Source organism: Streptomyces sp. NBC_00038, from assembly GCF_026343635.1.
In the GTDB taxonomy this organism is placed as follows: Bacteria; Actinomycetota; Actinomycetes; order Streptomycetales; family Streptomycetaceae; genus Streptomyces.
The window spans coordinates 1038880-1051222 of sequence record NZ_JAPELQ010000001.1; the positions used below are offsets into that span (position 1 = coordinate 1038880).

A 12343-nucleotide genomic window follows, 5' to 3' on the forward strand; every position below is an offset into this window, starting at 1 on the left:
CCTTCCCCTGATGGACACGGTGTGCAGCACCGTCGGCGGCGTCGTCGGTTCGACCGGCGAGGCAATCACCGATGGCATCGGTGCCTGGATCGCCAAGTCGATGGGCGAACTGGCCCAGTCCGCCGCGGACCTCGCCTCGACGGCTGTCGACAAGACCACGGCCGTCGATCTCAACGCCGAGTGGTTCCGCAGCAACTACGAGTTGCTGCTGCCCATCGGTCTCGTGCTGACCGTCGGCACGTTCTGTCTGCAGCTGATGCGGGCGGCCTGGCGCCGTGACGAACGCGCTCTCGCGCAAGCGGTGACCGGGACGGTGGCGGGTGTCCTGTTCGCGTTCGCCGCCATCGCCTGCACCACCGTCGCGCTGACCGTGGTCGACGCACTGTCCGCCGGGCTGTTCAAGGCGGCGAACAGCTCGGTCGACGACGCGATCCGCCGCGTCATCGAGGTCAACAACCTCGGCCCGATGTACGCGTTGGGCTGGACGATCCCCGCCATGGTCGGCCTGGGGTGTGCCATCGGCGCCTTCTTGTACTGGGCGGTGATGGTCGCCCGCAAGGTCGGCATCCTGGTCCTGGTGACGCTGGCGGTGTTCGCCGGCGCGGGCGGCGGCTGGGAAGTCGCCAAGCGCTGGCGGCGCGGCTGGATCGAGGCGACCAGCACTTTGATCGTCAGCAAGCTGCTGATGACGATCGTGTTCCTGCTGGGCGTCTCGGCCATGGGCAAGAGCGACGCCTCCGACGGACTCGCCGCCCTATCCGACGCCATGGCGGGCATCGTCGTCATGGTCTTGGTGATGCTGTGCCCCTACGCCACGTACAAGTTCGTGCACTGGGCGGCCGACGGCGGTGACCAGGGCGACCTGCACCGTACGGGCGTCGCGGGGATGGCGGTGGCTGCCGGTGCGGCGAAGACCGCGGGCCAGCTCGCGATGCAGGCCGGCACCGGCATGCGTGCTCCGCAGGGCCCGTCGAAGGTTCCGGGCCAGGGCTCGGGCGGTGTCGCCTCCGGCATCGACCCGACCGGCGGATCGGCCGGGGGCGACCAGCCGAAGCAGACCCACTTCCGCTTCGGTGAGGACTCCAACGCCAGCGGCGACAAGGGCCGGGCACTGATCCGGCGGCCTCCCACCGATGGTGACCGCGGTCAGCCGCTGATCCAGCGCCCCGGGCAGGAGACGGCGGCCGATGCGGCGCCGGTCTCCTCTGGGCCGACGCCTCAGGGCGCGGCGGTGGCGCAGCCGCAGGTCACGCATCTGGATCCGCCGGCACCCCGGCGTCCCGGGCCGTCCACGGTGAGCGGGCCTTCTCCGCAGGGCGGTGCCACGCCGCAGCGGTGGGTCTATCCCCAGCCGCCGGGGGGATCGGGTTCGTAGCCCTCGGCTGACGGGGCGGGCGGCGCCGGTCGCCTCCGGCGCCGCCCGCCCCGTTTCCTCCTCCTCTTTTCTTTCTTGCTCTCCACGTTCCAAGGACGGCTTCGCCATGCTCTCCGACACCTCTCAGCCTGACAGCCCGGCCACCGTGAAGTTCCCGCATCGCTCGCGGCGCGGCGTACTGCTCGGCCTGTCGGCTCCTCAGCTGATCGTCGTCACCGTCACCGGGCTGCTGCTGCTCGCGGTGCTGCTCACTTCCGGCGTTACCGGGGCGCTCAAGCTCATACCGCTGTGGGCGGTCATCCTGGCTGCGGTGTTCATCCGCCACCGCGGACGGTCCCTCGCCGACTGGGCACCCATCACCGCCCGGTACGCACTGCGCCGCTCGCGGGGCCAGCTGGTCTGGCTCGCCCGGCCGTCCACCCGGCCGCGCCGCGAGGGCCTTCTCCATCTCCCGGGCACGGCAGCGTCCCTGCGCGTGGTCACTGCCCCGCGCGGCCGTTTCGGCGCGGTGCACGATCCGCACCACGGCACGCTCACCGCGGTCGTGAAGGTCTCCTCGCGTGCCTTCGCGCTGCTCGACCCGGCCACCCAGTCCAGCAACGTCGCGGGATGGGGTCGCACACTGGCAGCGCTGGCGCGCACCGGGCACATCGCCCGGGTCCAGGTCCTGGAGCGCACGGTGCCCGACTCCGGCGACGCGCTCAACCGCTACTGGCACGAGCACGGCAACGAGGCGACCCACCTCGCCGGTCCCATCTACCGTGACCTGCTGGCCGCCGCCGGACCGGCCGCCGCTCCGCACGAGGCGTATGTGGCGCTCGCCCTCGATCTGAAGGCCGCCCGCCGTCTGATCAACCAGGCCGGAGGCGGGCTCACCGGCGCCTTCACGGTCCTGGCCCAGCTCACCGCCACCTTCGACCAGGCCGCCCGCAACTCCGGTCTCGCCCCCAGCGGCTGGCTGGACGCGGCCGAGATCGCCGCCGTGATCCGTACCGCGTACGACCCGAAGGCATCGGCCGCCCTGGACCAGTGGTCCTCCTCCGGCCGCGCGCAGGCCGAGCCCGCTGCCGCCGGACCCGTCGTCCTGGTCGAGAAGGCCGACCGGATCCAGACCGACTCGGCCCACCACGCCACGTTCTGGATCGAGAACTGGCCCCGCATCGAAACCTCACCCGGCTTCCTGCACCAGCTCCTGTTCACCTCCGGCGTGCGCCGCACCCTCTCGCTGACCTATGAGCCCAAGGGCCTGGACTCCGCGCTCAAGGACGTCCAGCGCCGCAAGGCCACCGTGATCGCGGACGCCGCCGAGCGGCAGCGCAAGGGGCAGGTCGACTCCGAGGAGGACTCGGTCGAGTACGCCGACATCAAGCAGCGCGAGCGCCAGCTGATCGCCGGACACGCCGACGTCGCCCTCACCGGCCTGCTGACCGTCAGCGCCGACACCGACGAACAACTCAACGCCGCCTGCGCGGCGATCGAGACGGCCGCCGTCGCCGCCCTCGTCGACCTGCGCCTTCTGACCTGGCAGCAGGCCGAGGCCTTTACCAACGCCGCCCTGCCCCTCGCCCGCCCGTAGCGCACACGCACCACCATCTCGCGCTCTACCGAAGGGCACCCTCATGCCGACCGAGCCCATGCCCGAACTGGCTCCGGACTTCGTCCCGTTCGCCACCGCCGCGCTCGACTTCCACCAGGCGATCAACATGCCGGTCGCCCCGGTCGCCGCCGGCCGTGCCGAACTCGACTCCCTGCACGCCCACGTCGTCGCGCTGTACGGACTGCTCGACGCCCACACCGCCCGCACTACCCCGGTGGCCAGGGCGGAGGGTGACCATCTGCGGGCGTGCCGGATCCGGCTGTGGCAGGCAGCCGAGCACCTCCACGCCGCGTTCCACGCCGCCCCGCACCCCAGCTCCGGCCGCCTCCCTACCCGGGAGGCGTGCCGGGCCCGGCTGCCCGAGGGAGCGCCCGAACTCACCGTGTGCCAACGCCATCTGGTCACCGCCACCCGCGTCCGCCGTGACCACACCCCGGCCGATCTGCGCGACCCCTTCACCGGCCTCACCCGCCACTGACCTCCAGGAGCACCACCCTCATGCCCTCTCGTACCCGCGCCAGCGCCAGCCCCCTGTTCGTCCCCCGCAAGAGCGACCGCCGCACGGCACGCACCGCCCGCACCCAGTTCGCCGCCGCCCGCGACCAAGCCCGCCACGCCGTACGTCCCGAAGCCCGCCCGACGGCGCCCGGTCTCGACCCCGAGCTGCGGGCCACCTACCCGGCCGCTGGCCGGCCCGGCCCGGCCTCCGCCCGCGGCGGCCGTCTCAAGCTCCCCGCCCACCGGATGACGACGGCTACGGCCTCCGGGGCCTACCCCTTTCTCGCGGAGGGCGGCCTGGGCGCGCAGGGGATCTACATCGGCCGTGACGTCCACGCCGAAGCCGCCTTCACCTACGACCCGTTCGCCCTCTACGGGCGCCTCGACGGCTTCACCAACCCCAACATCCTGCTGGCCGGGATCATCGGCATGGGCAAGTCCGCCCTGGCCAAGTCCCTCGCCGTGCGCGCCGTGGCCTTCGGCTACCGGATCTACGTGCCCTGCGACCCGAAGGGCGAGTGGACCGTCGTCGCCCAGGAACTGGGAGGGCAGACCATCGCGCTCGGCCCCGGCCTGCCCGGACGCCTGAACCCCCTGGACGCGCCCGCCCGGCCGTACGGCGTCAACGAGGAGGACTGGACGGGCGAGGTCCGCAAGCGGCGCCTTCTGCTGCTCGGCTCGCTCGCCAAGACGGTCCTGGGGCGCGAGCTGCATCCCATGGAGCACACCGCCCTTGACGTGGCGCTCGACCAGGTCGTCGCCTACGCCGAGGCCAACGGCACCACGCCGCTGCTGGGCGAGGTCGCCTACGTCCTCGGCTCCCCCGAGCGGCTCGATGCCGCGCTCGGCGAGCTGTCCGGCCGCCTCGGGCATGCCGCCGAGGACCTCGCCCATGCGTTGCGCCGGCTGGTACACGGTGACCTGGCCGGGATGTTCGACGCGCCGAGCACCGTGGCGTTCGACCCGAGCGCGCCAATGCTGTCCATCGACCTGTCCCGCCTGGGCGGTGCGGGCGATGACACCGCGCTCGTCCTGGCGATGACGTGCGCTTCCGCCTGGATGGAGTCCGCGCTCGCCGACCCCGCCGGAGGACGGCGCTGGGTGATCTACGACGAAGCCTGGCGCGTGATGCGCCATGTCGCACTGCTGGAACGGATGCAGAGCCAGTGGAAGCTCTCCCGCGGATTGGGCATCGCGAACCTGATGGTCATCCACCGCCTCAGCGACCTGCTGGCCGCCGGTGATGCCGGCTCCCGGGGCCGGGCCCTGGCCGAGGGGCTGCTCACCGACTGCTCGACCCGGATCATCTACCGTCAGGAAGCCGACCAACTCGCTTCAGCGGCTTCCTTGTTGGGGCTCACCGGCGTTGAGACCCAGGCCGTCTCCGCTCTCACCAAGGGGCGTGGCCTATGGAAGGTGGCCGGCCGATCGTTCATTACTCAACATCTTTTGCACCCGCGGGAGCGCGAGTTGTTTGACACGGACGCTCGGATGTCCAAGATCGTCCCGGGAGCCTTCGCGTGATCACGTAGGTCCGGTTCGCGTACGGCATGGCGTCATACCCCTTGCCGGGACCGGGAAACAGCGCAGGCACGGCCTCAATGATCAAGTAGATGTCGAATCCGTTGACCACCGGGCGACTCCGTGCCTTCCGCTGTGTCATCCCCCATGCCCGCCACGCTGGAGCAAGCTTGCCCTGATCACCAGCCTCGCTCCGGGCGGGCCGCCGGCGCCTGACTCGCGGAGGAGAGTGGTCCTGGCGGCAAAGAATTCAGTCGAGGCCTCCGGTCTCCTCGACGTGCGCCACAAAGGCGGCAATGATTCGCGGCCGAGGTGCATCGGGAACGGGCGTCGGCGGCAAGTCGGCCTCCAGACCCCACTCCGTGTTGAACATGACCTCCATGCCGGTCGGCACCACGTCGTTCCTGAGCCACAGAGCGAACGCGGCTGCCAAGTGGGCGTTGCAGTCCAACGCTGCCACGCCCTCGGGCGACAGCAGGGCCATTCCCTCCAGTTGCTCGTCGTCAAGGGTGATGCCGAAATGCATCGACGAGCCTTTGACCGGCCCGTCGGAGCCGTCGTCGATACCGATGAACTCGTCGGGGTTCCGTTCTCGCAGCTTCGCTTCCAGGCTCTCGTACGTCAGGCCCCAGGTCTGCCCCTCCGGCGAGGTGAAGACGTACATGGTGCGGAGTTCTGCGATCTCTTCCGGTTCCATCGTGGCGGGGCGCTTCCTGTGCGGGGAGTACTAGCGGTGGTCAGGGAACGTAGCGGGCGTGGCCTTTGACTCCGTAGGCGGCCATCATGATGCGCCAGTACTGGACTGCCTCCTGGTTGTTGGTGACGGTTTCGACGCCTCGCATCTCCGTGTTCCGCGGGTCATTGAGCGCGGCCGCGTACTTGCGGAGCTCCCGCCGGTCCTTGTCGTAGAGGAAGTCTCTGTCACCGTTGTCGTGGTTCTTTCGGAGATCTTCCAGTGAGCGGTAGCAGCGCTGGTCCGGCTTGTTGACGTACTTGGCTTCGATCGCCATGCCGTCGCTGTCGCGGAATCCGTCCACCATCAGGGTGTTGTTCACGCTGAGCCCGGCCGGGATGTGGACTTCGTACTCGGGATAGCCGGCCACGCGCTTCTGGTAGGCGATCTCGGCGGGTTTGCCACCGGAGAAGCCCCCCTGCCGGAGGGAGTTCAGCCAGGTCTGGAAGTTCTTCCGCGCTCCGGGCGTGAGCGGCGGGAAGCGCGGGTCAGGGGGAGTGGCCGGGGATATCGGCTGGACACGTGGGCCGTTGGCCGGGCGGTAGGCCACCGGGACCAGGGTCGGGATGCGGATGAGCGGAGCCAGGAACGGGGGCAGCCCCGGCACGAGGCTGTCGTTGTCCGGCCGCGGCATCTTCACCCGGGCCTTGGAGCTGTCCAAAGCGGGCGGGATGTTCCCGAGTGCGTTGATCCGCATATCGTTCGCGACAAGTTCGTGCAGACCACCGTCGCGGCCGTCGCCTCCGAACCGCGGCTGCTCCCAGGGCCAGAGGACCTCGCCGGTGGGGGACGTTTCCTCGTACGGCAGCCGCTGCTTGACGGTCTCTATGTGATCGGCGTAGGCGTCGCAGGCGGTGGCAATCATCCTGCAGGCGGTGGGCAGGTTCGCCATGAGCGTCTCGTCTTCACTCACCGAACTGGGCGGTGAGCTCTTGCCCACGAACTTTCTGAAGAACTCCTCGACCGCGTCGGCCGTCTCACCGGCCTCGTCGAGGGTGGCTCTCTTCCACGCGGCCTCGGAGTCCCAGTACGCGTTTTCGAGGATCTTGGCTGCGCTCCGCCAGGTGTCGGCCACGGCACGGAGCTTGGCCGGCTGCCCGAGGAAGCGCTCGTTGAAGAGGTACTGGTCGACTCCGCTGGTCTCGCCGACGACTTCGGGGAGATCTTCGGCGTTGTGGCTCGCGCGCGGGGTGCAGTCGGGGCCCGACGGCTGTGCACCGATTCCTGGGCCTTGAGGGCTTTGCCCCAGGAGCTCCTCTGCGATGCTGCTTTCCGCCTTCAGGAAATTCTCGGCGGACTTGAGCAGCGCGCCCGCGCCGTTGGCCATCACCCGATGAGCGAACCCAGCCTGCTCGAAGACCGTCTTCACAGCCTCCTTGTACACAGCGGCAAAGGCCCGGCCCGCTTCATCGTCGCCAGCCATGCCGCCGTTCTCGCCTAGCTCCATGGAGAGCAGGCTCAGCATGTTGAAGACCAGGTCACGCAACTCCACCAAGGACCAAGACGCGTTGACGAAGTTCGCAGTCTGATGCCGAAGATTCAACGTCCCCCCGCAGCTCCGCGACAGATGCTGCTCGAATCGTACACGGTTGCGAACGAGGCCCGCCGGACACTCTCTTGGCCCCGTTTTACTGCGTAGGCCTCAGGGCAACAGACCGCCTCGGCCCACGGGCCGAACGAGCACGAGGACCTTGCGGCATTCGCCGAGGCAATCACTGCCCAGTTGCCCGGCTCATGGACCATGGCCGCCCGCGAGCACGTCACGTACCGCAGCTGCCCCGCCGCTCGGCGTCCTCGGGCACGACCCCCGACCGGATCGCGCTAGCGCGGATTCGCGGCCCCACCAAATCCGTCTTCGGGCCACATCCTCGTCCTCCGCACTGCCCCGACCTCTGCGAGGTGCACCTCTCGTGACTGAAATACCCCCGCACATCACCGTCGCCCACCACGACCAGTACGGCGTCGTGGCAGCGACATCGCACGACAACCACGTCACCGACCACATGCTGCGGCGGGTCGGCTTCGAGCGGCTGCCCGGCAGCCGCCTCTATGCCCTGACCGAGCCGGATCACGACCTGACGCGACGCGGACAGCAGGCCGTCCAGTCGTTGCGCGCCGCGCAGTACAGCGTCACCTCCGACGCCACATACGACCTCCAGCCCGCCACCCGCCGCAACCCCGGCCGCGGTCTCCTCGATGGACCGGAGAACAACCCCGTCCCGGAGGTCCTCGGCGGCGGGGAGGCGGTCTTCGCCGCCGCCCGCGCGCTCGATGCCGATATCCGGGCAGCCCGGATCGTCGTGCACGACCAGGTCCGCGACCCCGACGGCACTCTGCGCGCGGTCGGCACCGACATGCGCACCCGCGAAGGCGTGCTGCTGCACGGCGAGGGCGATCTGCGCTACGTCGAGACGCGGCTGGACAGCACGGCCCTCGCGTTCGACGCGTTCTCCTACATCCGCGGCAACGGACGTCCCGATCCGACTCCCGCGACCTGGCAGCGCCGGGCCCAAGCCGCCACCGCCATCTCCCCGGCCCGCGCGGGTACTTCGGTGCCGCAGCGGCCCGACGTCACAGTCACCTACCGCCCGGACCCGGCCGCTCGGCAGCCGATCCGCGCCCGCTAGGTCATCCGCACCCAAAGGAAGTCCTCAGCATGAAACTGCAACTCGAGCCCGACGTCGCCTTCGGTGTCCACCCCGACCTCGGTGTGGCCGCTGCCGTGGCGGACGACCACCCGTTCCTCGACGAAGTGCTGCGCAAGCACCACTTCCGCTACAACAACACCCTCGATCTCTACTTCCTGCCCGGCGACACCCCGCACAACACGGCGGTGCGGGCCGTGGCCCGCGCAAGCCGCGAGTTCCAGGACGTCGGCCTCTCGGTCGCCGCCGACCCCCGCATCATGCTGCCGCCCCCGATCCCCACGCCGGACGGGGTGCCCGTACGCCAGGCACTGCCCGGACAGTCACTGACCGCCCTGACCGGAGAACTGCACGAGCTGCGCCGCTCGGCCGATGTCGCCGACGTCCTGGAACAGATCCTCGACGAACACCAGGGCGTCGTCGGCGACTTGGAGGAGTTCATCGACACGGCCGCCGCCTGGTGCGATCGGCTCGACACCGCCAACGGCCGCGAGCTGGGCCAGCACCTGCGCACCATCGCCCACCACGTCGCGTTCCTCGGCGACCAGCTCGTCACCGCCCAGCTCGACCTGGCGGTCATGCCGGACATAACGCCGGGCAACGCCCCGTCCCTGTCCGAGGTGCCTCTGCTCCCCCGGCACGACGTCCCGTCGGTCACGCACACCGCCCGTGCCCGCGCCGCTCTCGCGTCTTCCCCGCACCGCCCCGCCGCCGAGCCCACTTCCCCGGACGAAGCGGCCCGTTCACCAGCTTCGCCGTCCAGCCCCCGCCGTACGCGCTGACCTTCCTCTCGATCGCACAAGGAGCCCGGCTCATGGCCGTAAAGAAGATCTGGACCATCAACCATGCCTGTGGAGACAGCACTCAGGCCGATCTCTCCGACCGTCCGGCCGACCGGCGTGCCGGCTACGCCCGTTGGCTCGCCGAGCGCGACTGCACCGACTGCTGGCGTGCCGCCCAGGGCGAGGACACCGAGTCCAAGGCCGAGTGGCTGGCGAAGAAGCGAGCCGCCGAGCAGGCCGAGGCCGAGGAATGGTCGACGCGGTATCGGATGCCTCCGCTGGATGGCACCGACCGCGCCATCGCCTGGGGCACCCGCTGCCGCCACCAGCTCATGGCCGCCGCGTACACCGCCCTGGTGCTCGAAGGCACCACCAGCGAGGCGGAGTGGACGGCCACCGAGGACACCGCGCGGCCCCTGACGCGCGCCGGTTGGTGGCTGGACCAACGCGACGCCGACCCCGCAGACCTGCCCGAGCTTCTGGCAGCCGCCACCGGGGGCGACCGGCCCACCGAGAACCCCCACTTCTGACCCGCCACGGAGGCCTCCATGTCGACCACACCCGACGTCGTCATCACCCGCGAGCCGACCGGCAACGTCACCGCCGAAGGCGGGGACGAATTGGCCGTCACCCTCCTCAAGCGCGCCGGCTTCGTCATCGAGACCACCCCGCTCTCCTTCTGGTACCGCCTGCCCTGGGACATGGGCGAAGAGCGCGAGAACCAGATGGCCAGCCATGCCGCCCGGATGCTCACCGCGGTCGGCTACCGGGTCGAACTCGATCCCGGCCTGGACGTCACCCGGATCACCACGCCCACAGATCCCCTCGGCACGCGCGTCTACGGGCAGCAAATCCTGTCCCTGACCGACCAGCTCAACGGAGCCGAGACGTACGCGAAGGCGGCCGACCTCATCGAGCACGTCGTGGACCCGGACGACGGTGTCCTCGTCCGCCTCGGCGAGTTCTTCGAGGCCGCGGCCGTGCAGGCCAACGTCGCCGACACCGATGACGGCTGGGACCTGTCCCACCTCTTCGAGGACGCCGCTGCCACGCTCACCTCTCTCGCCGAGGACTTGCGCGGCGCCGGCCACCAGACGCAGAGGCTCGGACCGCCCCAGAAGCGGAGCTGGCAGGAAGGCGTCGCCAGCTACTACGCGACGGCCCCGCGCCCTCACACCGGCGCCACGCCGGCCGCCGAAGAGCCCTCCGCCACGCCGCCCACCACGCCCCGGCCGGGCCGGACTCGCTGACCGCTCCCCGCCGTTCCGTCCAACTCTCCTGCTCACCCTCAACCGCAAGGAGCCGACTCGTGATCGCCAGAGCAACCCACCGCCCCGCCGCCACCCGTAGGTCCGCACCCCTCTGGATCCCGCCTTGCCATCTCCGCGTACCAGCACGCCCTCGACCACCACCGGCACCGACTTCCTCCTTTACCTCCTGATTGGCATCGCCGGTCTCGGTATGACGGGAGGCTCGCTGGCCTGGCTGTTCGGCAATCTCTTCAACGCCGTGGCCGGCTCCGATCCGTGGGCAGCCTTCCAGCCGACCGACGCGCTCCTGCACCCCGAGCTCGTCTGGCCGCATCTCGCCCAGCCCGCCGTCCTCACCAGCTGCTATCTGCTGCCCGCCGTCACGCTCACGGTGGCGGCCGTCTTCGGCGGCCGACTGTGGCTGCGCTTTCGCCGGAATCCCAGCGGGCTGGCCGATCGTCGGGCCCTGGCCGACCTGCTGCCCAAGAAGATCGCCGCGAAGGCGATCGATCTACGGCCCAGTCTGAAGGGCGTCAAGCCCAAGGCAGTGGTCCCGGACGACCGCGGCGTGCTGCTGGGCACGCTGAAGCCGGGAAGCACCGAGGTCCGCTCCTCCTGGGAGGACGTGCTCCTCGCGATCATGGCGCCTCGCTCCGGAAAGACCTCGGGCCTTGCGATACCCGCGATTCTGCGCGCCCCCGGCCCGGTGCTGCTGACCTCGAACAAGGCGGCCCGCGATGCCTTCACCGCGACGCTCGACGAGCGCTCCCGGGTGGGCACGGTGTGGACGCTGGACCCGCAGCAGATCGCCCACGCCCCGCAGAGCATGTGGTGGGACATCCTCGCCGACGCCCACGATCTCGCCGGGGCCCGGCGGCTGGCTGGGCACTTCGTGACCGCCTCCGTGGACGAGTCGAGCGCGGGCGACTTCTGGTCCACCGCCGCCGCCAACACCCTCACCGCGCTGTTCCTCGCCGCGGCCCGCGACCACCGGCCGATTACCGACGTGTTGGCCTGGCTCGCCTCCCCCGCCGACCGCACCCCCATCGACCTCCTGCAGGACGCCGGTCTCGACGCCGTCGCCGCCCAGCTCCAGGGCACCGTGGCCGGAGCTGTCGAGACCCGTGACGGCATCTTCGAGACCGCCCGGCAGTACGCGAGCTGTCTCCTGGACCCCACCATCGCGGCCTGGGTCACCCCTCCCAACGGTCTGGAGAAGGTACGGGAGTTCAAGCCGGAGGCGTTCGCGACCAGCAAGGACACCCTGTTCCTGCTGTCGAAGGACGGCGGCGGTTCCGCCTCGGCGATCATCGCCGCAGCCGCCGACGCGGTGATGCGCGCGGCCGTCATCCAAGCCGAACGCGACGGCGGGCGCCTCGACGCCCCGCTGCTCGCGATCCTCGACGAGGCCGCCAACGTCTGCAAGATCTCCGACCTCCCGGACCTCTACTCCCACCTCGGGTCCCGCGGCGTCATCCCGATCACGATCCTGCAGTCCTACCGCCAGGGCGTACGGGTGTGGGGCGAGGCCGGCATGGATGCCCTGTGGTCCGCCGCGACGATCAAGCTGATCGGCTCCGGCATCGACGACGCCGACTTCGCCGACAAGCTCTCCCGCCTCGTCGGCGACCACGACATACGCACGGTGTCCGTATCCACCAGCGAGTCGGGCAGGTCCACGTCGGTGTCGATGCGTCAGGAGCGCGTGCTGCCGACCGACGCGATCCGGGCCCTGCCCAAGGGCTCCGCACTGCTGCTGGCGACCGGCGTCCGCCCCGCCCTCCTCGATCTGAAGCCGTGGTACCGCGAGCCGGACGCCGACCGGCTCGGCGCCGCCTCCGCCCGGGCGACCGCGGCCATCACCGAGCGAGCACTGGCCAAGCAGCTGCACCGCGACGACTTCGGCCCGGCGGCATGACCGCCCCGGCCCGGCGCAAGGCCC

The 12343-nt window shown here is 70.4% G+C and carries 11 protein-coding genes; 9 read left to right on the forward strand and 2 right to left on the reverse strand.

Annotated features, from left to right (window positions below):
* The first annotated feature begins 10 nt into the window (after positions 1-10).
* The 4 genes from OG219_RS04735 to OG219_RS04750 all read left to right on the forward strand — a co-directional run bounded on the left by OG219_RS04735 (position 11) and on the right by OG219_RS04750 (position 4994).
* Entirely contained in the window at positions 11-1375 is a 1365-nt protein-coding gene (locus tag OG219_RS04735) for an ATP-binding protein (RefSeq protein WP_266823165.1), read from the forward strand.
* 106 nt (positions 1376-1481) lie between these two features.
* On the forward strand, positions 1482-2951 hold the full coding sequence (locus OG219_RS04740) for an SCO6880 family protein (protein WP_266823167.1): 1470 nt from the start codon (positions 1482-1484) through the stop codon (positions 2949-2951).
* A gap of 43 nt (positions 2952-2994) precedes the next feature.
* On the forward strand, positions 2995-3450 hold the full coding sequence (locus OG219_RS04745) for a DUF6238 family protein (RefSeq protein WP_266823169.1): 456 nt from the start codon (positions 2995-2997) through the stop codon (positions 3448-3450).
* A 20-nt stretch (positions 3451-3470) separates the two neighbouring features.
* Positions 3471-4994 carry an ATP-binding protein gene (locus OG219_RS04750; RefSeq protein ID WP_266823171.1) on the forward strand — a complete coding sequence of 508 codons (1524 nt, stop codon included), beginning with the start codon at positions 3471-3473 and terminating at the stop codon, positions 4992-4994.
* Positions 4995-5241: 247 nt separating this feature from the next.
* Here OG219_RS04750 and OG219_RS04755 read toward each other — a convergent pair whose 3' ends face one another.
* Together OG219_RS04755 and OG219_RS04760 are read right to left on the reverse strand one after the other, a co-directional pair.
* A complete protein-coding gene (locus OG219_RS04755; protein ID WP_266823173.1) occupies positions 5242-5655 on the reverse strand; it encodes a hypothetical protein in 414 nt (137 codons plus the stop codon).
* Positions 5656-5728: 73 nt separating this feature from the next.
* On the reverse strand, positions 5729-7216 hold the full coding sequence (locus OG219_RS04760) for a restriction endonuclease fold toxin-2 domain-containing protein (RefSeq protein ID WP_266836001.1): 1488 nt from the start codon (positions 7214-7216) through the stop codon (positions 5729-5731).
* 418 nt (positions 7217-7634) lie between these two features.
* On the opposite strand from OG219_RS04760, the gene OG219_RS04765 reads away from it, so the two are divergent.
* The 5 genes from OG219_RS04765 to OG219_RS04785 all read left to right on the forward strand — a co-directional run bounded on the left by OG219_RS04765 (position 7635) and on the right by OG219_RS04785 (position 12319).
* Entirely contained in the window at positions 7635-8351 is a 717-nt protein-coding gene (locus tag OG219_RS04765) for a hypothetical protein (protein WP_266823175.1), read from the forward strand.
* 29 nt (positions 8352-8380) lie between these two features.
* A complete protein-coding gene (locus OG219_RS04770; RefSeq protein ID WP_266823177.1) occupies positions 8381-9151 on the forward strand; it encodes a hypothetical protein in 771 nt (256 codons plus the stop codon).
* 32 nt (positions 9152-9183) lie between these two features.
* The gene (locus OG219_RS04775) at positions 9184-9681 is read left to right on the forward strand and encodes a hypothetical protein (RefSeq protein WP_266823179.1); all 498 of its coding nucleotides are present in this window, start codon (positions 9184-9186) and stop codon (positions 9679-9681) included.
* An 18-nt stretch (positions 9682-9699) separates the two neighbouring features.
* Positions 9700-10401: a hypothetical protein gene (locus OG219_RS04780; protein ID WP_266823181.1), complete on the forward strand. Its 702-nt coding sequence runs from the start codon at positions 9700-9702 to the stop codon at positions 10399-10401.
* 124 nt (positions 10402-10525) lie between these two features.
* Positions 10526-12319, forward strand: a complete 1794-nt coding sequence (locus tag OG219_RS04785; protein ID WP_266823182.1) for a type IV secretory system conjugative DNA transfer family protein — start codon at positions 10526-10528, stop codon at positions 12317-12319.
* Positions 12320-12343: the final 24 nt, after the last annotated feature.